General features: G+C 61.3%; 24 protein-coding genes. 7 read left to right on the top strand and 17 right to left on the bottom strand.

All coding sequences use genetic code 11. The annotated features are described in order from the left end of the window. Positions 1 to 85 precede the first annotated feature (85 nt). The 3 genes from add to LB554_RS24850 form a co-directional block, all read right to left on the bottom strand. Complete coding sequence (gene add, locus LB554_RS24860; RefSeq protein WP_224587423.1) at positions 86 to 1132, bottom strand: adenosine deaminase; 1047 nt, start codon at positions 1130 to 1132, stop codon at positions 86 to 88. Positions 1133 to 1153: 21 nt separating this feature from the next. Continuing rightward, complete coding sequence (locus LB554_RS24855) at positions 1154 to 2155, bottom strand: PDR/VanB family oxidoreductase (protein WP_224587420.1); 1002 nt, start codon at positions 2153 to 2155, stop codon at positions 1154 to 1156. A 96-nt stretch (positions 2156 to 2251) separates the two neighbouring features. Then, positions 2252 to 3307, bottom strand: coding sequence for an aromatic ring-hydroxylating oxygenase subunit alpha (locus LB554_RS24850; protein ID WP_224587419.1), 1056 nt, complete (start codon positions 3305 to 3307; stop codon positions 2252 to 2254). Positions 3308 to 3521: 214 nt separating this feature from the next. Here LB554_RS24850 and LB554_RS24845 point away from each other — a divergent pair, with 214 nt between their 5' ends. Further along, a complete protein-coding gene (locus LB554_RS24845; RefSeq protein WP_224587417.1) occupies positions 3522 to 4394 on the top strand; it encodes a helix-turn-helix transcriptional regulator in 873 nt (290 codons plus the stop codon). Between the two features lie 15 nt (positions 4395 to 4409). On the opposite strand, the gene fghA is transcribed toward LB554_RS24845, so the two are convergent. The 7 genes from fghA to LB554_RS24810 form a co-directional block, all read right to left on the bottom strand. Then, on the bottom strand, positions 4410 to 5246 hold the full coding sequence (gene fghA, locus LB554_RS24840; protein WP_224587415.1) for an S-formylglutathione hydrolase: 837 nt from the start codon (positions 5244 to 5246) through the stop codon (positions 4410 to 4412). 197 nt (positions 5247 to 5443) lie between these two features. Then, positions 5444 to 6013: an S-(hydroxymethyl)glutathione synthase gene (gene gfa / locus LB554_RS24835; protein WP_140661170.1), complete on the bottom strand. Its 570-nt coding sequence runs from the start codon at positions 6011 to 6013 to the stop codon at positions 5444 to 5446. A 68-nt stretch (positions 6014 to 6081) separates the two neighbouring features. Continuing rightward, positions 6082 to 7209, bottom strand: coding sequence for an S-(hydroxymethyl)glutathione dehydrogenase/class III alcohol dehydrogenase (locus tag LB554_RS24830; RefSeq protein ID WP_224587412.1), 1128 nt, complete (start codon positions 7207 to 7209; stop codon positions 6082 to 6084). Positions 7210 to 7267: 58 nt separating this feature from the next. Next, positions 7268 to 7918, bottom strand: coding sequence for a glutathione S-transferase family protein (locus LB554_RS24825; protein WP_224587410.1), 651 nt, complete (start codon positions 7916 to 7918; stop codon positions 7268 to 7270). Positions 7919 to 7927: 9 nt separating this feature from the next. Then, positions 7928 to 9691 (bottom strand): Rieske 2Fe-2S domain-containing protein, encoded by a 1764-nt coding sequence (locus tag LB554_RS24820; RefSeq protein ID WP_224587408.1) that lies wholly within the window; start codon positions 9689 to 9691, stop codon positions 7928 to 7930. A gap of 23 nt (positions 9692 to 9714) precedes the next feature. Beyond that, complete coding sequence (locus LB554_RS24815; protein WP_224587406.1) at positions 9715 to 10614, bottom strand: aromatic ring-hydroxylating oxygenase subunit alpha; 900 nt, start codon at positions 10612 to 10614, stop codon at positions 9715 to 9717. 40 nt (positions 10615 to 10654) lie between these two features. Further along, the gene (locus tag LB554_RS24810) at positions 10655 to 11515 is read right to left on the bottom strand and encodes an aromatic ring-hydroxylating oxygenase subunit alpha (RefSeq protein WP_224587404.1); all 861 of its coding nucleotides are present in this window, start codon (positions 11513 to 11515) and stop codon (positions 10655 to 10657) included. A 250-nt stretch (positions 11516 to 11765) separates the two neighbouring features. On the opposite strand from LB554_RS24810, the gene LB554_RS24805 reads away from it, so the two are divergent. The 5 genes from LB554_RS24805 (at position 11766) to LB554_RS24785 (ending at position 17317) form a co-directional block, all read left to right on the top strand. Further along, entirely contained in the window at positions 11766 to 12605 is an 840-nt protein-coding gene (locus tag LB554_RS24805; protein WP_224587466.1) for a GntR family transcriptional regulator, read from the top strand. Then, positions 12602 to 13699, top strand: coding sequence for a BMP family ABC transporter substrate-binding protein (locus LB554_RS24800; protein WP_224587401.1), 1098 nt, complete (start codon positions 12602 to 12604; stop codon positions 13697 to 13699). Before LB554_RS24805 ends, LB554_RS24800 begins: the two co-directional genes overlap by 4 nt. 99 nt (positions 13700 to 13798) lie before the next feature. After that, positions 13799 to 15346: an ABC transporter ATP-binding protein gene (locus LB554_RS24795; RefSeq protein WP_224587399.1), complete on the top strand. Its 1548-nt coding sequence runs from the start codon at positions 13799 to 13801 to the stop codon at positions 15344 to 15346. Further along, positions 15330 to 16397 (top strand): ABC transporter permease, encoded by a 1068-nt coding sequence (locus tag LB554_RS24790; RefSeq protein ID WP_224587398.1) that lies wholly within the window; start codon positions 15330 to 15332, stop codon positions 16395 to 16397. The genes LB554_RS24795 and LB554_RS24790 overlap by 17 nt, the downstream gene beginning before the upstream one ends. Further along, positions 16397 to 17317 carry an ABC transporter permease gene (locus LB554_RS24785; protein WP_224587396.1) on the top strand — a complete coding sequence of 307 codons (921 nt, stop codon included), beginning with the start codon at positions 16397 to 16399 and terminating at the stop codon, positions 17315 to 17317. The genes LB554_RS24790 and LB554_RS24785 overlap by 1 nt, the downstream gene beginning before the upstream one ends. A 436-nt stretch (positions 17318 to 17753) precedes the next feature. Here the strand turns inward: LB554_RS24785 and LB554_RS24780 are convergent, their stop codons facing one another. Together LB554_RS24780 and LB554_RS24775 are read right to left on the bottom strand one after the other, a co-directional pair. Next, on the bottom strand, positions 17754 to 19070 hold the full coding sequence (locus LB554_RS24780) for a tyrosine-type recombinase/integrase (protein WP_224587395.1): 1317 nt from the start codon (positions 19068 to 19070) through the stop codon (positions 17754 to 17756). 288 nt (positions 19071 to 19358) lie between these two features. Then, positions 19359 to 20249, bottom strand: coding sequence for a LysR family transcriptional regulator (locus tag LB554_RS24775; protein WP_140616791.1), 891 nt, complete (start codon positions 20247 to 20249; stop codon positions 19359 to 19361). 103 nt (positions 20250 to 20352) lie between these two features. On the opposite strand from LB554_RS24775, the gene LB554_RS24770 reads away from it, so the two are divergent. Next, on the top strand, positions 20353 to 21222 hold the full coding sequence (locus LB554_RS24770) for an SDR family oxidoreductase (protein WP_224587464.1): 870 nt from the start codon (positions 20353 to 20355) through the stop codon (positions 21220 to 21222). Between the two features lie 59 nt (positions 21223 to 21281). On the opposite strand, the gene LB554_RS24765 is transcribed toward LB554_RS24770, so the two are convergent. The 5 genes from LB554_RS24765 to LB554_RS24745 all read right to left on the bottom strand — a co-directional run bounded on the left by LB554_RS24765 (position 21282) and on the right by LB554_RS24745 (position 25558). Then, positions 21282 to 22166, bottom strand: coding sequence for an MBL fold metallo-hydrolase (locus tag LB554_RS24765; protein WP_224587393.1), 885 nt, complete (start codon positions 22164 to 22166; stop codon positions 21282 to 21284). A 209-nt stretch (positions 22167 to 22375) separates the two neighbouring features. Continuing rightward, complete coding sequence (locus LB554_RS24760; RefSeq protein WP_015315484.1) at positions 22376 to 22846, bottom strand: DUF2231 domain-containing protein; 471 nt, start codon at positions 22844 to 22846, stop codon at positions 22376 to 22378. A gap of 267 nt (positions 22847 to 23113) precedes the next feature. Beyond that, entirely contained in the window at positions 23114 to 23467 is a 354-nt protein-coding gene (locus LB554_RS24755; RefSeq protein ID WP_015315483.1) for a cupin domain-containing protein, read from the bottom strand. 125 nt (positions 23468 to 23592) lie between these two features. Beyond that, the gene (locus LB554_RS24750; protein ID WP_224587390.1) at positions 23593 to 24486 is read right to left on the bottom strand and encodes a sugar phosphate isomerase/epimerase family protein; all 894 of its coding nucleotides are present in this window, start codon (positions 24484 to 24486) and stop codon (positions 23593 to 23595) included. A 133-nt stretch (positions 24487 to 24619) separates the two neighbouring features. After that, on the bottom strand, positions 24620 to 25558 hold the full coding sequence (locus LB554_RS24745; RefSeq protein ID WP_015315481.1) for an ABC transporter substrate-binding protein: 939 nt from the start codon (positions 25556 to 25558) through the stop codon (positions 24620 to 24622). Between the last annotated feature and the right edge of the window lie 25 nt (positions 25559 to 25583).

Below are 25583 nucleotides of genomic sequence, written 5' to 3'. Positions count from 1 at the left end.
TTCTGCCTTTCCCTCTGGGGTTATTTGGGTTGCATCCCGTTCTTGTTTTGTCTTCCGGCTCCGCCTCTCCCGGGGCGGTAGTGTCTCAGTTGCTGTACGCGGGGTCCTCCGGTGCCGTCAGTAGGCCGTCGATTTCCGCCGACCACAAGGCACGCCAGTCGCGCTTCGTGCCGTCATCGAGCCATGCCGCGTCGAGAGAATTGAGCGCAAGGTCGGCGAGCGTCCCGCGGTCGAGCGCCATGGTTTCACCAAGCAGCTGATATTCCTTGGCGAGGTCCGTCTGCAGCATCGGCGGATCGTCGGTATCAACCACGAGCTTGAGGCCTGCATCCAGCATCGCCCGGATAGGATGGTCGGCGGCCGTCAGGTCTCGCCAGTGGGTCAGGATCACCGTCGAACTGGGGCAGACGGTAAAGGCAACGTCTTGCGCGATACAGCGCGCGACAAGTTTGGGATCCTCCATGACCCTGTAGCCATGGTCGATACGCTCGACGCCAAGCAGATCGAGCGCGTCGCGCACATTGGCGGCCGGACCACCCTCCCCGGCATGGGCGGTAAGCCGCATGCCTGCCTTCCTGGCCTTGTCGTAAACCGGCTTGAACGGCGCCGGCGGAAACGGCTCCTCGTCATAATCGAGGCCGATTCCGATCACCTTGTCGGACCGGAACGGCAACACGAGGTCAAGGAATTCGAGACTGCGGTCGATGGTGAGTTCGCGGTTGATGGCTGGAATAAGCCGCGACACCAGGCCGAAATCGGTTTCGGCATCGTCCATGGCCTTGAGCAAGCCGCCAAACATCGTCTGGTAGCTGATGCCGGCGTCCTGATGCACTTGCGGGCTGAAGAAGAACTCGACATAGCGGCCGCCGGCGTTGGCGACATGTGCGAGCGCTTCATAGGTGATGAGGTGGAAGTCGTCGGCATCGACAACGGAACGCGCGACGAGATCGTAGATCTGTAGGAAGTCGACTAGATTGTCGTAGCGATAGAGGTCTTCGATCTTATCGAATTTGGGCAGCGCGACGCCGTTCTTGCGAGCGAGCTTGAGGAAGGTGTCCGCCTTCACCGATCCGGCAAGATGCAGATGCAGTTCGGCCTTCGGCAACGCCTTTGTAAATTGTTCCAGGTTCATCGGCATCCCCTTCCGGCCATTTCAAAGCTCCAGCACCAGTTCATCGGTCAGTGCGCGCGAGCAGCATGGTGTCATGCGGTCGCCTGCCGCGCGTTGCCTGTCGGTTAGCACCAGGTCGCGATGGTCGGGCACGCCCGAGACGACGCGCGTCACGCAGGTGCCACAGATGCCCTGTTCGCAAGACACCTGAATCTCGATGCCGTTTTCGCGAAGCACTTCGACAATGCTGCGTCCCGGCGCGATGTCGAAACTGCGGCCATCTCCGACGAGCGTCACGCGGAACGGCCTGTCACCGGTCGTCGGCGTAGCGTTGGCGAAATACTCGCGATGAACCGCCTCGGATGGCCAAAGGACCTTGGCCGCGCCGATCACCGCATCGAGGAACCCGCCTGGCCCGCAGGCGTAGAGATGTGCGCCAACCGGACGATGCGCGAGCAGGTCTGCCAGGTTCAGCTTCTGCTCGGGCGGCCCGTCGTCAAGGTGGAAATGCACCTTGTCGGCGAAAGCGGAGGCCTCCATCTCGCCGCGAAAAGCCATCCGCGCCGCACTGCGCGCGCTGTAATGGAAGGCGAAGTCGCGACCGAGTGCCGAAAGGCGATGGGCCATCGACAGGATTGGCGTGATGCCGATGCCGCCCGCGAGCAGCAAGGAGAATGGCGCGCCTTCCTCAAGCGCGAAGGCATTACGCGGCAGGCTGGTTTCGATCCTATCGCCGACCTTCAAATGGTCGTGCATGTGGGCCGAACCGCCGCGCCCGGCAACCTCGCGCAAGACGCCGATACAATAGCGATGACGCTCCGCCGGATTATTTCGCAACGAATATTGCCGAGTCAAACCGCCCGGCAAGTGGATGTCGATATGCGAGCCCGCGATGAAGGCCGGCAATTCGCCGCCATCCCCGGCAATCAGGTCGAAAGCGGCGATCCCCTCAGCTGCGTGCTGTTTGCCCGCGACATGCAGGCGAAGCCGCTGTGCTTGACCAGGCGCAGCACCCGGCTGCAGACCCGCGGCAGGCAGCGCCATGGTCACGCCACCAATTCCCGGCAAGAAAACGGAGCAGATTTTGACAGGATATTCATCGGTTCTACTGATGTCTCCAGTTGCGATGGCCGCCAATGCTCAACTCGCTATAGGTGCGCCCAGCCCAAATCTCTTGACCAGCCCGCGCCGATATTCGAGCGACATTCGGTCGGAAGGAACGTGGATCTCCTCGCTGAGGTCGAGCGGCAATTCCTCGGGGTGCTGCTCCTCGACCATTGGCTTGTCCTCGTCATTGATGAGCAGCGCGTCCTTCATCCAGTAGTCGGTATCCGGGTTCCCCGTCGTGTCGGTCATCAGCTGGAAGATGCGCGTCTCCCGCGCCGAGACCGGACACACCGTGTCGGCGAAGTAGACGACATAGTTCGAGCCCTGAGGCGCGATCTTGATGATGGTCGAGAACGGATAGGTCAGTTCGTAGGTATAGACCACATCGCGCTCGTCGCCTTCGACGCCATCGTCGAAACGGTTGAAGCCTTCGTGATAAGGCAATTCGAAACGCAGCCCATAGTCGGTCTGCTCGACGTCGTATGGCGGGATCGGATCGGCGGTGCTGCCGCCGAAACTCTGCGTGTGAACCCACGGGAAATGGGCGACGTCATTGAAGTTTTCGACGTGACGGCTGGCCGCCGCGTACCATGTTCCGGCGGGCACATAGACCTTCCTGAGGTCCGGATTTGATATGCCTTCCCAGTCTGGAATCCGCCAGATCGGATTGTCCTTGAGACAAACCCAGAGGATGCCGTAGCGCTCCACGGACGCATAGATTTCGAGCTTGAGCTTGGGTGGAATGCGCCCCTCGGAATTGGCGATCGAGGGTATCTTCGAGCAGGCGCCGTCACCACCGAAATGCAACCCATGCATGGGACACACCAGCTGGTCGTCGGCCATCCAGCCGGCACTGATGCGGGTTCCGCGATGTGGGCACAAATCACGCGCAACGGTGATGCCGGCGGACGTCTTGTAGATCACCAGGTCGACATCGAGCAGTCGAGCCCGGACCGGCTTGTCGGCGACATCATGGACGAAGGACACGGGATGCCAGAACGAGGCGAGGATGTGCCAGTCTCCGGCCGGGAACGTACAGCCGCGCGGAAGGTCGTGCATGGTCTTGGAATGATCGGCTGGCAGAAACACACGCTTCCTCCTCAGGACGAGTCTCGCTGGCTTGTCCGGACGGAAGCAGAGACCTCGGCCGGGTATGGCTGAAAGTATTCCGCAGCCTTGCTTTTCGCGGAATGCCTGTCTGGGTCTATTGCATATCTGCAGTTAAGATTGGTCTCGCCTAAACTTTAACCGGCCGTTTAGCCGTGTTACAAAAAGCAACGGAACGGCAAGCGGGATCATGGCTATGCACGCTTTCATCGATGGCGGTCGCGGCTTCGCATTCGGCGAAGCGATATATCCGGCAGGCGGCGTCTATGGCCCGCTCAAGGACCGCTACGTCACCTTGCTTATCATCCACGAAGGTAAGGCGCGTATTTTCTGCGACGACGACGAGACCGTCATGGGATCGCGCAGTTGCGGCTTCTTTCGCAACGAGCGCCGTCTGTTCATCGAATATCTGGAAGGCCGCAACACCCGCGTCAGTTGGTGTGAGGGGCATGCTGGCGACCTCTCGGAGGCGGTTGCGATGCGCCTTCGTTCGATGCCTTCGCGCATTCCGCTGACGCAGCGCATCGAGACGGTGCAACGCCTCGGCATCGAACTTGGCGCCGGCTCGAGTTCCAATCTCAACATGCTGCGCAACTCGCTCGGCGAGGCTATTTTCCTTGCCTACTTCCACGAAGCACAGATGTCGGAACAAGAGCGGCTTATCCCGCGCTCGGTGCTGCGCACCCGCTTCTACATCGACGAAAACTACGAGAAGGAGATCTCGGTGGAAAGGCTGGCGGCGCTCGTCGGGGTGACGCCGCAACATCTCGTCTCGTCCTTCCGCAAGCATGTCGGCGTGACGCCGATGCGTTACCTGTGGCAGGTGCGCGCACATCGCGGCCATTTGCTGCTTTTGCAGACGGGTCTTTCGATCTCCGACATCGCCTACCAATGTGGCTACAAGAACCCGTTCCACTTTTCGCGCCAGATATCAGAACAGTTCGGCATGCCGCCGCGTGGCATACGCGCCAACATGGGCTATCGGCTGGCCAGCGACATAGCCGAGGGCGCGGCCGACACCGCCTATGGCATGGCCTTGCCAGACTCGAATTCGATCCTGACGGAGTGAATTGCTGCCGCGCTTCTACCTGGCCAGCCGCGTTGCGTGCCACCTCACATGGTCGTCCATGAAGGTCGAGATGAAATTGTAGGAATGGTCATAGCCTTCCTGCATGCGCGAGGTGAGCGCGATGCCGGACGTCTTGCAGGCGTCTTCGAGAAGCCATGGCCGCAGGCCGTCCTGGAGGAAGCCGTCGGCGGTGCCCTGGTCGACCAAGAATTCGCCAAAGCGGTGCCCGTCTTCGATCAATGCCGTGGCGTCGTAAGCACGCCAGGATTTCTCGTCCTTGCCGAGATATTTTTCCAGGGCCGGCCGCGACCAGCCCGCCGTCATCGGCTGAACGATCGGCGCGAAGGCCGAGCAGCTCCTGTAGTGTCCGGGATTTTTCAGTGCGATGGTCAGCGCGCCATGCCCGCCCATGGAGTGGCCGAAGATCGCCTGGCGCGACATGTCGGCGGGGAACTGCGCGGCGGTCAGGGCCGGCAGCTCTTCGACGACATAGGAGTACATCCGGTAATTCGTGGCGAAGGGCTCTTGCGTCGCATCGACATAGAAGCCGGCGCCGCAGCCGAACTGCCAATTGTCCTTTTCGTCGGCCACACCATCGCCGCGCGGGCTGGTGTCGGGGCAGACCACGATCAGGCCGAGCTCAGCCGCCAGGCGTCGGTATTCGCCCTTGTCCATGACGTTGGCATGGGTGCAAGTAAGTCCCGACAGATACCACAGAACCGGCACCGGGCCGTCCTTGGCTTGAGGCGGCACGAAGACAGCAAAAGTCATGTCGCAGGCACAAGCCTCTGAAGCATGCGAATAGACGCCCTGGACGCCGCCATGGGATTTGGAGGTGGAAACAACTTTCATCAGTTCGCCTTCTTGTCAGGATGTCTTGATCCGGCATAGCTGCAGGCCAAGGGCACTCGCAACATCGCGCCAGGCAAACTGCACCGGCGGCGCGGTCAAGCTGCGCTGGCTCGACTACGCCGCCGGTCTTACGCCAATGCTGGGGAGGCACCGAATTTTGGGAACACAGAACCTTCAGCGCGGCGTATGGCTATGACTCAGGCCGGAAGCGCGCCTGACTTCTTCGCGGTCCAGGTGGCGATATAGTCCATCAGGCCCGGATTGAGGCAGTCATAGGGTTCCAGCCCGATTGTCTTCAGCCTGCCGCGAATGCCGTCCATGCGGCTTGGGTCGACACCCGATTCAATGATCGAGGACACGAAGGCGGTGAAGCCCGGAGGCGACCAGCCGTCTTCCTCGAAGCGCTCGGGATGAATGAAGGACAGGCCCTTGAACGGATGGTCGCGCTCGACCGGCCCGTGCATGTGGACGCCGCATTGGGTGCAGGCATGACGCTGGATCAGCGCCGAGGGGTCGACCACCTTGAGCTTGTCGCCGTTCTCTGTGACGGTGACATCGCCGGTGCCGGCGACCGCAACCACCGAGAATACAGCACCGTCGGGTTTCCAGCATTTGGTGCAGCCGCAGGCGTGGTTGTGGGCGATCTGGCCCTTGACCTTCACCTTGACCGGCTTGCTGGTGCAGGCGCAGACCAGCGTGCCGCCGGCAAAGCTGGCGCTCTCCCTGGGCAGCCCGTTGTCGATCTTTGGATGCAGTTTCTCCGCCATTTTTTCTCTCCTCCCATGTTTCACCACAGGGGTCGCTGGCCGGATGGCCGGCGGCGTGTGGCTGTCTTTTAGTAAACCACGACACTCCGGATCGATTTGCCCTCATGCATGAGGTCGAATCCCTTGTTGATGTCCTCGAGCTTCAGCGTGTGGGTGATCATCGGGTCGATCTGGATCTTGCCGTCCATGTACCAGTCGACGATCTTCGGCACGTCGGTGCGGCCGCGCGCGCCGCCGAAGGCGGTGCCCATCCAGCTGCGGCCGGTGACCAGCTGGAACGGCCGGGTCGAAATCTCCTGGCCAGCACCGGCGACGCCGATGACGACCGACTTGCCCCAGCCGCGATGCGAGGCCTCCAGCGCCTGGCGCATGACCTTGGTGTTGCCGGTGCAGTCGAATGTGTAGTCGGCGCCGCCGATCTGGTCGGCACCGCGCTTGGTCATGTTGACGAGATAAGGCACGATGTCGCCGTCGATCTCCTTCGGATTGACGAAATGCGTCATGCCGAAGCGCTCGCCCCATTCCTTCTTGTCGTTGTTCAGGTCGACACCGATGATCATGTCGGCGCCGGCAAGCTTCAGGCCCTGGATGACGTTGAGGCCGATGCCGCCGAGGCCGAAGACCACCGCTGTCGCGCCTTGCTCGACCTTGGCGGTGTTGATGACCGCACCAATGCCGGTGGTGACGCCGCAGCCGATGTAGCAGATCTTGTCGAAGGGGGCGTCGGGGTTGACCTTGGCCACCGCGATCTCCGGCAGCACGGTGAAGTTGGAGAAGGTCGAGCAGCCCATGTAGTGGAAGATCTTGTCCTTGCCGATCGAGAAGCGCGACGAGCCGTCCGGCATCAACCCTTGCCCCTGGGTGGCACGGATGGCGGTGCACAGATTGGTCTTTCTCGACAAACACGACGGGCACTGACGGCATTCGGGCGTATAGAGCGGGATGACATGATCGCCCTTCTTGACCGAAGTGACGCCCTTGCCGACATCGACGACGATGCCGGCGCCCTCATGGCCGAGGATGGCGGGAAACAGGCCTTCGGGATCGGCGCCCGACAATGTGAATTCGTCGGTGTGGCAGATGCCGGTCGCCTTGATCTCGACCAGCACCTCGCCATCGCGCGGTCCATCGAGGTCGACCTCCATGATCTCCAGCGGCTTTCCGGCGGCGACAGCGACAGCGGCGCGGGTTTTCATTCTTTCTTCTCCCCAAAATTTCGTTGCGAGGCGTGGCCTCGCTTGTGATCGGAAATGACTAGGCGGCCACCTTGGCCGGTCCGGCCGGAAACACGCCCGACATGACGGTGAAACCCTTGATGCGCTTGACCCGATCGCACCAGCGCCGGATTGCCGGATAGTCCTGGCGGGGTATTCCGCCTTCCTCCGACAGGATGATGTAGGGAAAGCAGGCGATGTCGGCGATGGTCGGAAGGCTGGAAGAACAGATCCAGTCGCGGCCTTGCTGTTCGCCGAACCACAGATGCTCGTCGAGAATGCGAAACAGCCGGTGCGCGCCTGCACGAGCGGCATCGACATCAAAATCGTAGAACAGCGCATCGTGCAGGCGGGCCGCCGACGAGGTTGCGGTGATGCCGTCGGCAAACGCCAGCCACTGGCTGACCTCGCCGAGCTGGGCTGGGCTGTCCCGGGGATACCAAGTACCCGACGGATCGTATGTCGACGCCAGGTAGACCAGGATCGCCTGAGCATCACGCAGGATCAGCCCGTCATCATCGATGATCGGCAGCTGCCCAAGCGGATTGAGCTTCAGGAACCATTCCGATTTGTGTTCGCGGCCGGGGTAGAAGTCGATCGGCACGGTTTTGTAGTCGACGCCGAGGAAACTCATCAGCAAGCGCAACTTGTAGCAATTGCCCGACAGTTCGTAGTCGTAAAGCGTGATCATCGGCGGCTCCTATATATCCAGCACGAGGCGCGCCGATTTGGCGCGCGACACACAGGTCATGATCCTGATCCCGGCCTTTCTCTCGGCATCGTTCAGGTAGACGTCCTGGTGGTCAGGCTCCCCTTCGATCACCGTCGCCACGCAGGTGCCGCAGGCACCTTGCTCGCATGACGACGGCACATCGATGCCGTTCTCGCGCATCACCTGCATGATGGTCTTGCCGGCGGGCACCTTGAGCGTGACGCAGGAGCGCGCCAGGGCCACCTCGAAGCTGGAACTGTCGTCAATCTTGTTGGTGTTCTTGAAATATTCGAAATGCACCGCGGTGTCCGGCCAGCCCTGCTCGGCCGCAGTCCTTCGGGCAGCTTCCAGCATCGGCCCGGGACCACAGACATAAAGATGCATGCCGTTCTGGTACGGGGAAAGCAGCTCACGCAATTTGGCGCCTGTTTGCTCCGGGCCGAGGCCGAGGTGCGGCACGAGCGAACCGAGGCGCTGCAGGCGATCGGAGAAGGCGAGATGCTCTTTTCCTTGTGCGAAATAATGAAGTTCGTGCGTCAGCTCCTGATTTTTCAAGGCCTGCGCCATGGCCAGCAGTGGTGTGATGCCGATGCCGCCGGCGATGAACAGGGTCTTGATCGCATCGCGGCGTAGCGGAAAATTGTTGCGCGGCTCCGAAATCGCCAGCACGTCGCCTTCGCGAACGGTCTCGTGCATGCATTTCGAACCGCCCTTCGAATCTCTTTCCAGCTTCACGCCGATAACGAAGCTGTCGGTTTCGCCCGGTCCGTTGGTGATCGAATATTGCCGGATCTCGCCATTGGGCATGTGGACATCGATATGAGCGCCTGGCTGGAAGGTCGGCAGAAGGCCCTTGATCGGGCGAAGCTCAAATCCGGCTATGCCGTCGGCCGCCTGCCATTTCCTCGCCACCGTGACCCGCAGTGCGGCCTTGCGGCCATGCGTCATCAATTCCGGCATCTCCGCGAGTTCGGCTGAGACCTTTTCGTAGATCGGCTCGATCGGCGCCAGCGCCGATGCGTTCGCAGCCTCCCGCTCCGCTTCATCGCGCAGCTTGGACAGAAGCTGATTGTGATGGCGCAGGATGGCGATCCGCGCGGCCCCATTAGTATCCTGATCCAGCACGCCACGGATGACCGAACGGTTGGAATCGACGGGCTGGACGAAGAAGACACCCTGTGTCCGCGCGCTGCCGTCCACTGAGCGCAGCGCCACGGCAAAATCCTGCACGGCTTCAACCTGGATCTCGGCGCCGTCACCGTTGATCGCGGCGCTGGGCTGGAAACGATGGACCTTCAGTCGCTCCATGAGCTTTTCGGCCGGCGCATTGACGGGGATTCCACGCAAGACGAGCAACTTGCCTTCTGGCAGCCCGGAGAAATCCGGAACCTCGCCTCTCGGCTCTTCGGACGACCAGACGAGGCCGTAGCGTTCCACGGCCGGAAAGGTGCGGTTGGTGATGGTACGGGCCGGCGCGTCGGCCGGATGTGCCGGAATATAGGTGCAGCCGGCGGTGCGGTTGGAATAGCGCCAGCCATGATACTGGCACTTCAGTTCGCGACCATCATTGATGCCGATCGACAGCCTGACGCCGCGATGCAGGCAACGATTTTCCCAGATGTTGACGTAGCCGTCATCGGCGCGCCAGACGGCAAACTCCCGGCCGAGCAACTGGCCATGGAAGACGTGACGGTACGGCAAATCATAGGCAGCGGCGATCGGATGCCACTTGTTCCTGGCTTCTTCCAACATTCGTCGTCTCCAAAAATATCTTGTCAGGCCGCTACCGGAATGACGCCGTAGGTGACGCCCTTCTGGCTGAGCCAGCGCCGGTAGGCGATGGCGGACTTGTCGGCCCGTATCGGTGTTTCCGCACGAGGATCGAGCGGGAGACGCTTGGGCACTTGGTTCTCGAGGATCGGCTTGTCCTGGCCGAAGATCGTCTGCTGAAATCGCTTGATCACCTTGTCTTCATTGTCCTCGTCGAGCACACACAGCAGCATGTGGGCCCGCACGTGCTCCTGGTCGACCGGCTGCAGAAAGACAGCGATGACATCGCGCCGCGTTTCATCGAGCGGGCTCGATTTGTACAGCACCGAGCAATAGGGATGCGGCACGCGGTAGACATAGTCCACATCCGCACCGCCGTCCGAGGTGGTCGAAGCCATCGGCTGGAAGAAGCGGCAGCGCGTCGCCAGGATCTCGTCGCGGTCGACGGAAATCTCGACATCATATTCCTTGACCTCGGTGTGCGGTTCGACGCCGAGAATGTCGGTATGGACGTATGGGAAATGGCCCATGTCGAGAAAGTTCTCGATGGCGCGCGGCGCAGAAACATTCACACCGAAAGTGGCGGCGTTGAGCTTGCGTCGGTCCGCTTCCGCGTATTCCGGGATCGCAAACAGGTCCTCGGGCGGCGACCCGAGCGAAGTCCAGACATAGCCATAAGCGCTCTTTGCCGGCAACCTTTCACCGATGTCGATGACCTGCGCCCGGTCTCCTGGCCGCAAGCCCGGCCGCGACCGCCACACGACGGGTTCGCCCTTCTCACTGATGGTAAAACTGACACGCTCCTCAAGCAACACCGTCTCCTCGACGGTGGACGCAGAGGTCTCGGCAATCGCGCTGATCGGGTGCCAGAGATTCAGGATTACCGTATCCGAGCATTTTGCCATGGTTCTATTCCTTCATGAGCCGAGATCGCCGCTGCTGAAATCAGGATTGCGCCGGTATGGCGCCGTAGGTGACAGCCCTGTCGCGCAGCCAACGCCGGTAGTAGACCGAGACGGCATCGGCCCGGATCGGCGTTTCTGCGCGCGGATCGAGCGGCAGGCGCTTCGGCACCTGGTTCTCCAGGATCGGCTTGTCCTGACCGAAGATCAGCTGCATGAAGCTGCGCACGGTCGCCGCCTCCATGCCCTCCTTGAGATAGCAGAGGTAAGGATGGGCGACGCAGTTCTCCTCGTCGACCGGCTGCACGAACAAGGTGATCACGTCGAGCCGCTCCTTCTGGATCGGGTTGCTCTTGTAGAGCGCCACCGTATAGGGCCGCATGACCTTGTAGATGTAGTCGACGACAAACCCGTGCTTGGCAGTCGGGGACGCCACAGGCTGATAGAATTTGCATTCTGTCGCCAGAACCTCGCCCTTGTCGGTGATTTCCACCTTGTAGGGCGCCACCTCGGTATGCGGCTCCTCGCCAAGCCAGCCAGTGTGGATGAAGGGGAAATGCCCCATGTCCAGAAAATTCTCGACGGCGCGCAGGCCAGACACCTTGACCGCTATGGAGCCGCCACTGACCAGATGACGATCCGCCTCGTTGGCCTCCGGAATATAGACGATGTCGCGCCAGGGCGTATCGAGGCACGCCCATACGAAGCCGTATCGCTCAGCGCTCTTGAGCGTCGCTCCGGTATCCGTTCGTACAACCTCTATTTTGCGGAGATCGTTGCTGGTGATGGCAAGGTTGACCCCAAGCAAACGGGTCAGGAACGGTGTCTCGCCAACCAGTGCCGCGCGGTCGGCAACGATATGCCAGTCGTTCAGAAGCTCGCGGTCATTGCAACGGGTTGCCATTGGCATCCCCTCTCACTCGGCTAGCCCTTCATCATGAACCTAGCTCAGCGTTTCCAAGTGAAGGAAACACAAGATTGGATATCAATCAATAAGTTTTTGTGTGGCAAATTACGATTTTTTGTTGACAGATTGCAGTGATTGCATTCCGATATATGGAATTCTGAATGCGAGATATGTTGCACCTCCAGGGGCATGTGTTCGATATGGACGATATCACAATCATGCCTTGCAAACAGCGCAGAGCCCTGTCGTGAGCGGCCGCTCCCAAACGATCGCGGAAACGCTGACGCGCGCCATCATTGATCATCGGCTCGTGCCGGGCTGCAAACTTGGCGAACGCGAACTCGCCGAGATATTCGACGTCAGCCGCATCGTCGTGCGACAGGCGCTGATCCGCCTGGCCGATGACGGCCTGGCCCAGATCGAGCGCAACCGCGGCGCCTTCGTCGCCCGGCCGAGCATGCAGGAAGCGCTCGAGATCTACGACGCCCTGACCCTGGTTGAACAGGGCGTCGCCGCGCAGCTGAGCGACCGTCTCGGTCCCGCCGGCTGGGCCGAACTGCGCCATCATGTCGAACGCCAGCGCCAGGCTGTCGCGGCTGGCAACGATGCACTGGCCGACGTGCTCGGTCAGGAATTCCATACCGTCTTCGTGCGCCTCAGTCGCAACAAGGTGATGCAGGAAATCCATGCGCAGCTTGTGCGTCGCACGACGCTGCTGCGGTCGCTTATTACCGCCGATTTCGACTACTGCAACCTGCTCGACGACCACTCGCGGGTGATCGACCTTCTGGAGAAAGGGCGCCTCAAACAGGCAATGGACCTCATCGACACCCACCATCGGACAGTGGTGCGCGGCTATATCATGGACCGCGAGGTGTTTCCTGAGCTGACGCCGGCCGAGGCTCTCGCACCCTATCTCGACGGCAAGGCCGATGGGGCAACGACGGCAGTTCCGCTCAGAAGACCGGCGAAAACACCGGGGAATGGCGACGCGGCGACGCATCCACACGTCCATCTTCCAAGAACAGACCCGGTCCCAGCAAGCCGGGCATCAATAAAAAAAACCAACAGAGGGTTACCATCATGAACGACGTAACAAGACGGGATTTCCTGAAATACGGCAGTGCGTTCGGCGCGGCACTTGGCGCCGGGGCATTGAGAAGCACCATAGCGCAAGCGCAGGAGGTGCTGAAAATCGGCGCCGTCTATGTCTCCCCGGTCGCTGAAATCGGCTGGACCAAGCAGCACAGCCTCGGCGTCGCGGCCATCAAGGCCGAGTTCGGCGACAAGGTCGAGCTTACCGTCATCGACAACATCTTCATGCCGCAGGACGCCGAGCGCATTTTTCGCGAATTGGCCAGCGCCGGCAACAAGCTGATCTTCGGCACCAGCTTCTCGCACGGAACGCCGATGCAGAAAGTGGCGCCGCGGTTCTCCAAGGTGGCCTTCGAACATTGCTCCGGCATTGTCCATCTCGCCAATCTCGGAACCTTCGAGGCCAAATACTACGAAGGCACTTTCGTTGCCGGTGCGGCAGGCGGCTACATGTCGAAAGCAGGCAAGATCGGCTTCATCGGCGGCTTCCCGATCCCCGACATCGTTGGCCCGGCCAATGCGCTGCTGCTCGGTGCGCAAAGCGTCAACCCCCACGCCACCTGCAACGCGATCTTCCTCAATTCCTGGTTCGATCCTGGCAAGGAAAAGGAAGCGGCCAAGACACTGATCTCACAGGGCTGCGACGTCATCTGCTCGATGACGGACACGGCGACTGGCGTCCAGGTCGCAGGCGAAGGCGGCGCCTGGTCGATCGGCTACGCCAGTGACATGGCGAAGTTCGGTTCGGGCAAGCAGCTGACGTCATTCGTCCTCGACTGGACCAGCGACTATGTCGGCGCCGCCAAGGCCGTCGCTGCCGGCACCTGGAAGCCGGAAGTACGTTGGGACGGGCTGGCGGGCGGAGTGGTCAAGATGGCGCCCTACAATGAAGGCATTCCCGCCGATTCCCGGGCCAAGCTGAAACAGCTTGAGGCCGACATCGGCAGCGGCAAGGTTCACCCCTATGCCGGCGAGTTGAAGGACCAGGACGGCAAAGTCAAGGTCGCCGCCGGTTCTGTTCTGGCCGATGATGACATCCGCGGTATGAACTGGTTCGTGAAGGGGATGATCGGCAAGCTGAGCTGATCGTCCGTCAAGGAGCCGCTGGCGCCGAAGGCGAGATGCTTCGGCACCAGCCGGCTTGCGCCTCGTCCAACCTCGCTTCGCGCCACGGCAGGACCCGCCATGCACCCGCGTCTAAGACTGTGCAACATTTGCAAACGCTATCCGGGCGTCGTCGCCAATGACGACGTTTCGCTGTCGATCCAGCCCGGCGAGATCCACGCTGTCCTGGGTGAAAACGGCGCCGGTAAATCCACGCTGATGAAGATCATCTATGGTGCGGCGCAGGCCGATTCCGGGGAGATATACAGCGATGGCAATGCGATCGTCGCCCACAACCCGGCGGTATCGCGCGCGCTCGGCATCGAGATGGTCTACCAGCACTTCGCATTGTTTGAATCCGTCTCCGTGGTCGAGAACATTGCGCTGTCGGCAAGCAGCGGATTTCATCTTCCCTCGCTTGCCGAAAAGATCCGCGACCTCTCGCTCCGCTACGGCATGCCCATCGATCCGCATCGCCAGGTGCACGACCTGTCGGTCGGCGAGCGCCAGCGCGTCGAGATCGTGCGCTGCCTGCTGCAGGCGCCGAAACTCTTGATCCTCGACGAACCAACTTCCGTGTTGACACCGCAGGCTGTGGTCAAGCTGTTCGAGACGCTCAGACAATTAGCCGCCGAAGGCTGCAGCATCGTCTATATCAGCCACAAGCTCGACGAGGTGCAGGAGCTCTGCGATACCGCAACGGTGTTGCGCAATGGCAAGGTCACCGGCACCGCCCGCCCCAGGGAGACGACGTCGCTGGAGCTCGCCCGCATGATGGTCGGCTCCAGGCTGCCTGAAATGCACGTCAGCCCGCCGGTTCCAAGCGACAGACCGGTGCTTGAGGTCAAGGGCCTCTCGGTCAAGGCCCGGGATCATTTCGGCGTCGACCTGAAGGACGTTTCCTTCAATGTGCATGGTGGGGAGATCGTCGGCCTCGCCGGCGTTTCCGGAAACGGCCAGGCCGAGCTGATCGCGCTGCTCAGCGGCGAACGCACCCATGAGCGCGCTGATGCGATCAGGATTTGCGGAACCGACGCCGCCCGTCTGCGCCCCCAGGAACGCCGTAAACTCGGCGTTGCCTTCGTACCGGAAGAACGGCTCGGGCGCGGTGCCGTGCCGTCGCACACGCTATGGGAGAATGCCGTGCTGACGGCGCACCGCTTCGGCACGGTGCGCAAGGGGCTGATCGACCGTCGCGAGGCAAAGGCTTTCGCCGCCGGCATCATCGACAGATTCAAGGTCAAGGCCAACGGAGCGCAATCGACCGCGCAAAGCCTCTCGGGCGGCAATCTGCAGAAATTCATCGTCGGACGCGAGATCGCGCTCAAGCCAAAACTGTTCCTGGTGTCACAGCCCACCTGGGGCGTCGATGTCGGCGCATCCGCCTTCATCCGCCAGACTGTCATCGATCTCAGCCGTGCCGGGGCGGCCGTATTTGTCATCTCCGAGGAGCTCGACGAGCTGTTCGAGATCTGCGATCGGCTGCTGGTCATCTGCCAGGGAAAGGTGTCCCCGCCACTTGTCCGCACGACCGCCGACCGCGAGGAAATCGGGCTTCTGATGACCGGTCAAGGCGTGAGCGAAGGCGTATCGGCGAACAGAGGTGGCGGCGTTGCATTTCAAGATTGAACAAAGACCGGAGCCTTCCGCGCCGATGCGGGTGGCCGCGCCGGTTTTGGCGACCGCGCTGACGGTCATCGTCGGCTCGATTTTCTTCGCTTCTCTCGGGCATGATCCAGTGGCCACGCTTCATGCGTTCTTCGTCGAGCCACTCAGCTCGGTGAATGGGTTGTCGGAGTGGCTGCTGAAGGCCTCGCCTCTGATCCTGATCGCTTGCGGGCTGGCGGTGGGCTTCCGCGCCAATGTCTGGAACATCGGCGCCGAGGGGCAGTTTACGATGGGTGCGATTGCCGCCAGCGGCGTCGGCCTATTCTGGCCAGACCCGGAGAGCGTGCTGCTATTGCCTCTGATGTTCCTGGCCGGCATGGGCGCCGGCATGGCATGGGCCGCCATCCCTGCGTTCCTGCGTGCCCGCATGAACACAAACGAAATCCTCGTCACCCTGATGATGACCTACATCGCCACCTTGTTCCTGTCTTATCTCGTGCATGGACCGTGGCGCGATCCGGCCGGGTTCAACTATCCACAGACGGCCCTCCTGCCGGCCGCGGCACTGCTTCAATCCTTTGATCCGGCCTACCGGCTCAATTCCTCGATCTTCATCACCGTCGTCGCCGTCATCGCGATGTGGTTGTTCACCGACCGCAGCTTTCTTGGCTACAAGATGTCGGTGAGCGGCGCGGCTCCGCTCGCCGCGCGTTATGCGGGGTTTCGCGAGTCGTCCGCGGTGTGGTTCGGCCTGCTGGCCGGCGGCGCGGCAGCCGGGATCGCGGGCATGGCGGAAGCCGCCGGACCACTTGGCCAGCTCTCGCCGCAAATATCGCCGGGCTATGGTTTCGCGGCCATCATCGTCGCCTTTATCGGACGGCTGAACGCCTTCGGCATCGTGCTCGGCGGCCTGTTGATGTCGCTGCTGTTTCTCGGCGGCGAAGGCGTGCAGATGACGTTGGGCCTGCCCTCGACGCTGACGCGGATTTTCCAGGGCATCCTGCTGTTCTTCCTGCTCGCCGCCGACTTCTTCATTTTCTATCGCATTCGCCTGGTCCGGGAGAAAGCCTGATGGATCTGTTCATTGCCATCTTCACGGGCACCGTCATTGCCGCGACGCCCCTAATCTTCGCGGCACTCGGCGAACTCGTGGTGGAGAAATCCGGGGTTCTCAATCTTGGCATCGAAGGGATGATGCTGATGGGGGCGGCTCTTGCATTCTGGGCGGTCACGGCAGGTTTTTCCATGCCCGTCGCGATCATGGCCGGCGCGCTAGCGGGTGCTGCCGCATCCCTGCTGTTCGGCGTTCTGGCGCTGACCTTCCTGACCAATCAATATGCCGCCGGCCTGGCGCTGGCGATCTTCGGTTCAGGGGTCTCGGCCTTCCTCGGGCGCGGTTTCGGCAGCGATCCGATCGAGGCGCTGCACGGCATCGACATCCCTTTCCTGTCCGACCTGCCTCTGCTCGGGCCCTTGCTGTTCCGCTTCGATCCGATGGTCTACCTCGGCCTGCTGATGTTCGTCGCCATCAGCTGGTTTCTCTACAGGACCAAAGCCGGGCTGGTTCTGCGCACGATCGGCGAGTCGCCACAGACGTCACATGCGATCGGTTATCGGGTGATCAGGATCCGCTATATGGCTGTACTGTTTGGCGGCCTGATGGCGGGGCTGGCGGGCGCCTACCTGTCGGTCGCCTACACGCCGCTTTGGGTTGAGAACATGACCGCCGGCAAGGGCTGGATCGCACTGGCGCTGGTGGTCTTCGCCACATGGCGGCCGCTGCGCATCCTGATTGGTGCCTGGCTGTTCGGCGGCATGACGATCCTGCAGCTGCAGGGGCAGGCGCTTGGCCTCAATGTGCCGTCCGAACTGTTGTCGGCGCTGCCCTATCTGGCAACGATCGTGGTGCTGGTCCTGATTTCGCGAAACCGCCAGATGCTGGCGCTTCACTTTCCTGCTTCGCTCGCGAAGCCATTTCGCCCCGCAAGCTAGGTTTAGTCGCTCGGTGCTCAGGCAACGAGACCCGCCACATTTAGGACCTGCCTTCTGCCGCCGTCACCGCCTCGAACGAACCTTCATCGTTTGCTCTTCTCGATCCGTTCCTTCGACCTGAAATTGAAGACCGGTCACCCTTTTCCTGTGGCGGAAAATTGCAATTCATGGGCACCGTTCGTCGCCGTTGCTCTCTGCGCGCAAAAACGGTCCTCTGTCGAGGACCTTGCGGCCATTCTAAAGCACGATCAACGGACGGGCGGGTGATACTGCATAACGTAACTAGGGCGGCTCGTTTCGCTCAGCCGCAACGGCGAAGCCGAAACTGGTCGTACGATGGTTGTGTGAAAGGCGCTAGCGCTCTATGGGCTCGAACCTCGAACACCTCGCGAATTGTTGTCGCAACCCGACAGGACTCGAACCTTCGTAGAAACTACTAATCCTTGCCGCTCATTAGATCAGAGAGCAGGCGCCTGCTTGGAAGTGCGGGCCAAATAGAGGGTTGACGCTTCATTTCTCTTTGTCGCGAATGACCGGCTTCGAGCATTCGACGTGAGATGGCCTCCTGCTGCTGGCGCAAGTGATCGCTCAGCAGCTTGTTACGTGAGATGTAGCCCGCGTTGACGCCCGGAATCGAGTGGTTCATCAGGAGGTGTACATCGAGCTCCGCAACGCCGGCGGCCTGGGCGATTGTGCGGAACGTCTGACGCAGGTCATTCCCCCATTTCGACAGATCAGCGCGCTTCTCTTTGTGTTCTATAATGTGACCGCTTTCACTGTCAGCTGGGAACAACCATTCACGCGACTGCTCGGCGTAGAGAGCCCTGCCAATACGCATCACTCGAACCAGGCAGCGGATCATGGCTCGCGAAAGCGGTATGTCGAATGCCTTGACCTCGCCGCCCTTTGGCTTGGGTATGTGCAGCACACGCGCACGAAAATCGACATGCTCGACCCGCGCCTTCCTGATCGCTTCAGGGCGATGACCCGAGAGCAGCATGAACAGATGCAACTCCCGCCGAACAGGGTTCTTCAAGGCCGCGAGTTGGGTGAACCATACCTCGAGATCTGAAAGCCCGAGTGCGGTGTTGCGGCGATGTTCGGCATTCCAGTCTATGGCTGAGACGGGGTTGTCCGCAGGCAGCGTGCGGGCAGCCTTGCGAGCGTGGTTGTAGAGGGCGCGCAGCGTTCGCATGCAGCCATTTGCGATATAGGCGCCGTTCTCCTTGGTGAGCTTTTCGTGCCGGCCGGTCACTAGGGAAGGATCGTTGCCCAGCTTGAAAAGCGGCTCGTCAAGCCAATCGGCCAACAGCCGCTCGACGTGGTCACGATAGTTGTTGATCGTTCCATCGCTTCGCCCTTTGTTCTTCATATGCCCGTCACGGTAGCGTTCCCAGGCAATGCGCAGCGTGGGATTCGCAATCGATGGCAAATCAACCGCTGCAGCTTCGCCGTCCGGCTTGCGCGTCGACGCGCGAGGGTCAATGCCGTTGGCAATCTTGCCGAGAATGTCCTTGGCCTTCGCCCGCGCCGCGCGCGTCGTCAGTTCTCCAACTTCGGCAACTTTCATTCGGACGGAAAGACGCTTGCCCGCCTTCCTTCGCTCACCCTGGACAACGAATGTCTTTTGCCGTTTGCCCACAAGCACCATGAAGCCCGGCAGATCGGTGTCTCGAGCAAAATATTGACCCGAAGATGCCGGCTGGAGGCTTGCAATGGCGCGGTCAGTAAGGGGGAGTCGAAGGTCTGTCATGACAATTAGTACGGCATTAGTACGGCGATTGCGCGATGTTCGATCTGGCTCGATCTGCTGGTTTATCTACGCCACGATAGCTTCGAAGCACGAAAACATCAACAAGTTTAACGGATTAGAACCATCGCAATCGTAAAACGACGTGCATTTGGAAACAACAGGAAACGGCGTCTGACAAATTCCTAATCTGTAGGTCACAGGTTCGATTCCTGTCGGGATCACCATGCTTTCAATTTTACGATGGCTACGTGCAGTAAGCTGCCCGGTTGGCGACCCGCTTTCTACACGTCACTTGCCGACATAGGCGGCCAATTCATCGGGCGTCCCCATCGGGAATGCCTGCTTGAGGTAGTCGAGGAACGCGGACACCCTAGCGCTTAGCAGCCGCCTGGACGGGTAGAGCGCCCACAAGGTGATGTCGCCTCCCTCGACATCACCCCAATGGATCAGCGAGCCGTCGGCTATGTCGTGGCTGACAAGCGACACGGGGAGGCGGCCCGCACCGACCCCCGCTCGCACCGCACCCCGGACCATGATCAGCGATGACAGGGTCAGAACTGGCTGGATCGCGATAGTTGCCCGGCCAGTGGGCGTCTTCACGGCCCAGATCGGTCGATCGCCGGCCGTGCGCACGACCGCGGGAGCGGGGTGGTGCCCGGGCGGCCGCGCGAGGTCAGGGCTTGCCACGACCACCAGCCGATCGCGCAGGAAGACTCGTCCGACGAGGCTGTCATCCGGATCGGGATTGACCCTGATCACCAGATCAAATCCCTCCTCGATCATGTCGACGGAGCGGTCTTCCGTCGACACATCGAGCCTGACTTCCGGATACTTCAGCGCGAACCCGGCGGCGATCTTTCCCATCGCGGTCTGCGAAAAAACCAGTGGCGCGCTGATCCGCAACCTGCCTCGCGGCCTTTCACCTCCCGAGGAGATCGCTGCGGCTGTCTCGTCGAGTTCGGTAAGCAGCCGGCCCGCACGTTCGTACAGCGCGCGTCCTTCCTCCGTCAGCTTGAGCATGCGTGCGCCGCGTTCGAACAGGCGCAGACCAAGGCTGGCCTCAAGCTCCGCGACCCGACGCGACAGCGTCGCCTTAGGGCGAGCGGCAGCGCGGGCGGCACGCCCGAAGCCGCCGTGGCGCGCCACGATGACGAAATCAGCGAGAGCAACCAGATCCATGTGTTCCACCAGTGATACGCTGCGTTCAAATATCACACCTATTGGCCCATGTGTGAACCACTCATATTGGGGTCGTCAAGCAACCCAACTCGGAGAAACAATCATGACTATCCTCGTTACCGGCGCCACTGGCCGTGTCGGCCGCCAAGTCGTCCAGCAGCTCGTCAAGCGCGGCGCCGATGTGCGCGTCCTCGTTCGCGACATCTCGAAGGCTGACTTTCCGGCCATTGTAGAGGTCGTGCAAGGCGAACTGCTCGATATCGACTCGCTGCGCAAAGCGTTTGCCGGCGTCAACACACTGTTCCTGCTCAACGCGGTGTCGGGGGACGAATTCACCCAGGCGCTCATCACCCTGAACATTGCCCGCGAGTCGGGCGTCGAGCGGGTTGTCTACCTGTCGGTGATCCACAGCGATCGTTTCGTCAACGTGCCGCATTTCGCCGTGAAGTCCGGCGCGGAGCGGATGATCGAACAGATGGGCTTCAGCGCCACTATCCTGCGCCCGGCCTACTTCATCGACAATGAACTCATGATCAAGGATGTCATCTTCAACCATGGCGTCTATCCGATGCCGATCGGAGCCAAGGGCATCGCCATGGTCGACGCCCGCGACATTGCCGAGGTCGCAGCCGTCGAGCTGGTCCGTCGTGACCAGGCCCCGGACAAGCTGCCGATCGAAATCATCAATCTGGTCGGCCCCGATACGCTGACTGGCTCGGATGTAGCGGCGATTTGGTCGGATGTCCTGGGCCGCCCGATTGCCTATGGCGGCGATGATCCTACCGGGTTCGAGCAGAATCTGGCGAACATCATGCCCAAGTGTATGGCCTATGAAATGCGCCTGATGGCCGAGCGCTATGTCGCCGACGGCATGCTTCCTGGCGCTGGCGACGTCGAGCGTTTGACAGGGATTCTGGGCCGCCCGCTGCACTCCTATCGCAACTTCGCGAATGAGCTTGCAGCATCGGTCTGAGGCCAACCGCATTCGCGCTCAGCTTCAAGCAGCTGACAGTTCTATGGCTGGAATCAATCCTACTCGGGCTTGTCGCTCGGCGTCCATTTGAAGCGGTCGCCGTCTTTCTCGATCTGCCCAATACCGGGGAACGGAAAGTGCGGTGCGAAGATCATCTCGTGGTCCTTGGCCAGCGTGGCCAAGGTCTTGGCCCTGTTCTGCTCACCTTCCGGCTTGTCGCCGTCGAACGCCACGGCCCAGTCCGGCTTGGCGAGCGAGATGATTGAGCTGTGCACCGTGTCGCCGATATCGAACAGCCGTTCTTTTCCGGACTTTATCTGATAGCCGACATGGCCGGGTGTGTGTCCCTTGAGCGCCACCGAGGTGATGCCAGGCGCGACCTCGGCGCCGGCCTTGAACGGTTTCACATGGTCGGCAATGACCTTGATGATATCGGCCGCATCCTTGTTGGACTTGGCAAAATCCCACTCCACGTCAGACATCCTTATCGTGGCGTTGGGAAAAGCCAGTTTGTCGTCCTTGACCAGCCCTCCAATGTGGTCGGGATGAGAATGGGTGATCAATATCTCGCTGACGTCAGCGGGTTTGATGCCGGCCTTGGCCAGGCTGTCCTGCAGCGCGCCGCCGACACCCGTGTCGATCAACACGACACTGGTCTTCGATTTGACCAGTAGGGCGTCGACGCTCAGCGTGATGGTATCGGTCGGCGCTCCCGCCGCCTTGAGCAGTTCGCCGACTTCCGCGGGGCTGTGATCGAGGCCGAAGGTCTTGCCGTCGTTGGGCTTGACGAACTGGGCGTCGTGCAGGGCGACGATGTCGAGTGTGCCAAGTTTGAATGACTTGGCATCCGGCTGCTGCGCCGGCATCTGCGCCATTGCCAGCCCCTGATGGAGCAGCACCAAAGTCGTTGTGGCCAACAGCCTGGTGGAATTGAACCTTGTCATGCGGGTATCCTCTGGCCGCGGAGGCGCGACCGTACCGGGAAGACAGCTGGTGCGGCGGACAATTCCGGGGTTGGCCGATCACAAATTCGCTAGGGATATAGGTCTCGGGCACGGTCCGGCAATGGCGACCCGTCGCCGATAGCCCCTTCCTGGGACGGCTCGGCAGGCTGGGCATGGCGCATAGCCCAGAGGGCCCTATTCGTCCGCGCTCAGTGTCGGCTCACTTCGCCTGGACCATCGGCGACGCCCACGCGATGACGGTAGACCATTTCCCAGCCCTTCCAGCCCGTGAACAGAAGAATGAGAACCACGATCAGCGAGAGGACCAGGCCGGTGGGTACCACCGCCGTCTCGCCATGGGCATAGCGAGAGTACCAGTTGTAGAGTTCGATCAGGACGACGAGCACATTGCCGCCGGCGTGGAGCCACGCGTCACGCAAATTGCGGATTTGAACATCGCCAAGGACATCGGTCAGCCCGGCAAGAGCTGCCAAGGCGGCCATTATCAGGCCAGCCCCAAGCAGCCAGAGACTGGCGCTCACCCATCCCGGATTGCCTGTTCGCCAGAAGATCAGGTCGCAAACGAAGGTGGCGACGAAGAAAGCGATCGGGAAAGGGATCAGCATGGGATGGATCGGGTGGCCGCCAATGCTTGCCGTGCTTTGCGGGTTGCGGGCCATGGTAATGCCTCCAAAGGCAGTCGCGCGCGACTGCGGTGCATCTCTGAAAGACAGTGTGACGTAAAACGCCGGCTGCAGCTGAATGTTCCACAACCCAAAGCGGCAGAGCTCCGAAGCGGAAAGGCGCGCGGGAACAAACCGGTCAGGTGGCGGAGCTGGTTGAGTGAAGTCGTGGGCGGATAGCTTGCCGCAATAGGCGCAAAGCAATCCGTACTTACCCGCCATGGCGAATCATGGCGGGCTTGCTTCGGCTGTGATCGGGCCGGCTCAGCCGACCCGCACGACAAAATGCTTGGTCACCGGCTCGATGATCTTCCAGGTGCCCTTGAAATCGGCTTCCACCACGAAGGCGTCGCCGGGGCCGACCTCGACCGGCGTGCCGCCGTCGGGCGTGATGATGATGCGGCCGGCGATCATGTGCACGAACTCATAATCGGTGTAGGTCGCATGATAGGTGCCGGGCGACGCACGCCAGGTTCCCGATATCACCTTGCCATCCGAAGTCGTGTGCTGGACGGCGGTCTGCATGGTCGGTTGGCCCTCGACCGCGATCCAGCCAGGCAGATCGCCAGCTTCCGCGTGCTCGACCGCGCCGAATTTCAGGATGGTCTTGTTCGTCATGCCGGGCTCCGTTTGCTTCATGTGTACTGCGGGTCGGATAGCCGATGCACATGACGGGGGCAATGCCGTGCCATGCGAAACAGGCACGGCCGCACATTCGGGCTGACCGGCGCGAGCTGGAGTGGTTATGGCTTGTGCCGTGCCGAGACCAGCTCTGCCTTGCGTTGCGCCGTTTCCAGCCCAAGGCCGATGAAGGCACGCGCGTGCTTGGCGAGCGCCATGTTGTCGGTCCACAGATTGCGCCAGATCGCCGTCTTCTTCGACAGGTTCTCGTCGACAATCTCCGAGGAGAAGGATTCGAAGCTGAGATCGTCGGCATAGCCGATTGCGGTCAGCGCATCGAAAATCCCCGCGAAATCGATGTTGCCGGTGCCGAGGAAGCCGCGATGGCTCTCGCCGATATGGACATAGCCGATCTTGGCGGCGGCGTGGCGGATGGCGAGCCCGACATCGGCTTCCTCGATGTTCATGTGGAACGTGTCGAGATGCAGGAAGATGTTGTCCGACCCCGTGTCCTCGATGAAAGCCAACCCTTGCGCGGCGGTGTTGAGCAGGTTGCTTTCGAAGCGGTTGACGATTTCGAGGTTGAGCGTGACGCCGGCTGCCTTCGCCGTCTCGGCGACCTTTGCCAGCGTTGCCGCGCTACGGTTCCATTGATCGCGTGTCGGTGCCTCGATCTGCAGGCCATGGCTGGTCGAAAGAATGCCGGCGACCTTGCTGCCGCCAAGGTCGCGCGTCAGCGCGACGGTGTCGTTGAGGATCCCGACGCCGCGCGCGGCGACCGCCTTGTCGGCGCTCGAAATATCGCCATCGGCCGGCAGGCCGATGCTGATCGCCACGCCGAGGCCGAGGTCGGCGATGCGTTTGGCAAGCCCGTCAATATCGACATTGGCGGGGTCGAGATAGGAGAATTCGATCAGGTCGAAACCGGCCTCCCTGGTATTGGCCAGCGTGCGTTCGAGCTCGTTCTGCGCCGAGCTTGCCGACCAGACGAAAGAATGGATTCCGATGCGCGACATGATCGTCTCCGGTTAAAGCAATTCCACGAAAAGCGTGTGGCGGTTTTCCGTCCGGAATTGCGTAAAACAAAGAGTTAAGCGGCGAGGAGAATGGTGCGGCCGGATCGCGCCGGCCGCACCGGCCTTGGGAGGCTTAGCGGGCCGCGGTCCAGCCCTTGTAGTCCTTCAGGTTCTCGGCCGTGATCAGCTTCGGGTCGAGCAGTACGGTGGCCTCGGCCGGCTTCTTGCCGGCGAGCAGGTCGGCCGCCATGGTGAGCGACTGGCCGGCCATCACATAGGGATCCTGCGAGGCCGAGGCCTTGATCATCGATTTGCCGGAAGAAAGTTCCTTCTCGATATCCGGCGCGCCGTCGACCGCGGTGAAGATGAACTCCGAACGGTTGAGCTGCTTGGCGGCGAGCTCCGCGCCGATCGCCGTCGGATCGTTGATTGCGAACACCGCGTCGATCTTGTCGAAACGGGTGAGCAGCGACTGGAACACTTTCAAGCCCCCGTCGCGGGAGCCTTCGGCGTTCTGGTCGTCAGACAGGATCTTGATGTCGGGATGCTGGGCAAGCACGTTCTTGCAGCCTTTCACCCGTTCCAGGATCGACGACGACGCCGGCCCGTTGAGAATGACGTAGTCGCCCTTGCCGCCGGTGTGGTCGACCAGGTATTGGCAGGCTTCCTCGCCGGCCTTGACGTTGTTGGTCATCACCGTGACGTCGGCACCGGGCGCCGAAACGTCGAAGGCCGCGACGATGATGCCGGCTGCCTGCGCCTTCTTCACCGCCGGAGCGATCGCCTTGGCATCGACCGCGTTCAGCATGATCACGTCAACGCCGGCGGCGATGAAGGAATCGACCTGCGAGACCTGCTTGTTGAGGTCGTAGTCGGCCGATACCGACGTCACCTCGACCTTCGGATTGATCTTCCTGGCCGCGTCCTCGATGCCCTTGATAGTGGCGACAAAGAAGGGGTTGCCGAGCAGGCCGACCGAGATGCCGACCTTGTTGAGGTCCTTGGCCGATGCCGGCGCGATGGCGACGGCCGCAAGGGCGGCGCCGCAGAGCAGTTTGGCGATGGTCTTCATTACGCTTACTTCCTCCTGATGCCCC

The organism is Mesorhizobium sp. CO1-1-11, assembly GCF_020164995.1.
Taxonomy (GTDB): domain Bacteria; phylum Pseudomonadota; class Alphaproteobacteria; order Rhizobiales; family Rhizobiaceae; genus Mesorhizobium; species Mesorhizobium australicum.
This window is presented reverse-complemented; position numbering and strand designations above follow the sequence as displayed.

Bases quoted from the DNA above. Each gene is read 5' to 3' on its own strand.
- add (WP_224587423.1), bottom strand. From the start codon at position 1,132: ATGAACCTGGAACAATTTACAAAGGCGTTGCCGAAGGCCGAACTGCAT.
- LB554_RS24855 (WP_224587420.1), bottom strand. From the start codon at position 2,155: ATGGCGCTGCCTGCCGCGGGTCTGCAGCCGGGTGCTGCGCCTGGTCAA.
- LB554_RS24845 (WP_224587417.1), top strand. From the start codon at position 3,522: ATGCACGCTTTCATCGATGGCGGTCGCGGCTTCGCATTCGGCGAAGCG.
- fghA (WP_224587415.1), bottom strand. From the start codon at position 5,246: ATGAAAGTTGTTTCCACCTCCAAATCCCATGGCGGCGTCCAGGGCGTC.
- gfa (WP_140661170.1), bottom strand. From the start codon at position 6,013: ATGGCGGAGAAACTGCATCCAAAGATCGACAACGGGCTGCCCAGGGAG.
- LB554_RS24830 (WP_224587412.1), bottom strand. From the start codon at position 7,209: ATGAAAACCCGCGCCGCTGTCGCTGTCGCCGCCGGAAAGCCGCTGGAG.
- LB554_RS24825 (WP_224587410.1), bottom strand. From the start codon at position 7,918: ATGATCACGCTTTACGACTACGAACTGTCGGGCAATTGCTACAAGTTG.
- LB554_RS24820 (WP_224587408.1), bottom strand. From the start codon at position 9,691: ATGTTGGAAGAAGCCAGGAACAAGTGGCATCCGATCGCCGCTGCCTAT.
- LB554_RS24815 (WP_224587406.1), bottom strand. From the start codon at position 10,614: ATGGCAAAATGCTCGGATACGGTAATCCTGAATCTCTGGCACCCGATC.
- LB554_RS24810 (WP_224587404.1), bottom strand. From the start codon at position 11,515: ATGGCAACCCGTTGCAATGACCGCGAGCTTCTGAACGACTGGCATATC.
- LB554_RS24800 (WP_224587401.1), top strand. From the start codon at position 12,602: ATGAACGACGTAACAAGACGGGATTTCCTGAAATACGGCAGTGCGTTC.
- LB554_RS24795 (WP_224587399.1), top strand. From the start codon at position 13,799: ATGCACCCGCGTCTAAGACTGTGCAACATTTGCAAACGCTATCCGGGC.
- LB554_RS24785 (WP_224587396.1), top strand. From the start codon at position 16,397: ATGGATCTGTTCATTGCCATCTTCACGGGCACCGTCATTGCCGCGACG.
- LB554_RS24780 (WP_224587395.1), bottom strand. From the start codon at position 19,070: ATGACAGACCTTCGACTCCCCCTTACTGACCGCGCCATTGCAAGCCTC.
- LB554_RS24775 (WP_140616791.1), bottom strand. From the start codon at position 20,249: ATGGATCTGGTTGCTCTCGCTGATTTCGTCATCGTGGCGCGCCACGGC.
- LB554_RS24770 (WP_224587464.1), top strand. From the start codon at position 20,353: ATGACTATCCTCGTTACCGGCGCCACTGGCCGTGTCGGCCGCCAAGTC.
- LB554_RS24765 (WP_224587393.1), bottom strand. From the start codon at position 22,166: ATGACAAGGTTCAATTCCACCAGGCTGTTGGCCACAACGACTTTGGTG.
- LB554_RS24760 (WP_015315484.1), bottom strand. From the start codon at position 22,846: ATGGCCCGCAACCCGCAAAGCACGGCAAGCATTGGCGGCCACCCGATC.
- LB554_RS24755 (WP_015315483.1), bottom strand. From the start codon at position 23,467: ATGACGAACAAGACCATCCTGAAATTCGGCGCGGTCGAGCACGCGGAA.
- LB554_RS24750 (WP_224587390.1), bottom strand. From the start codon at position 24,486: ATGTCGCGCATCGGAATCCATTCTTTCGTCTGGTCGGCAAGCTCGGCG.
- LB554_RS24745 (WP_015315481.1), bottom strand. From the start codon at position 25,558: ATGAAGACCATCGCCAAACTGCTCTGCGGCGCCGCCCTTGCGGCCGTC.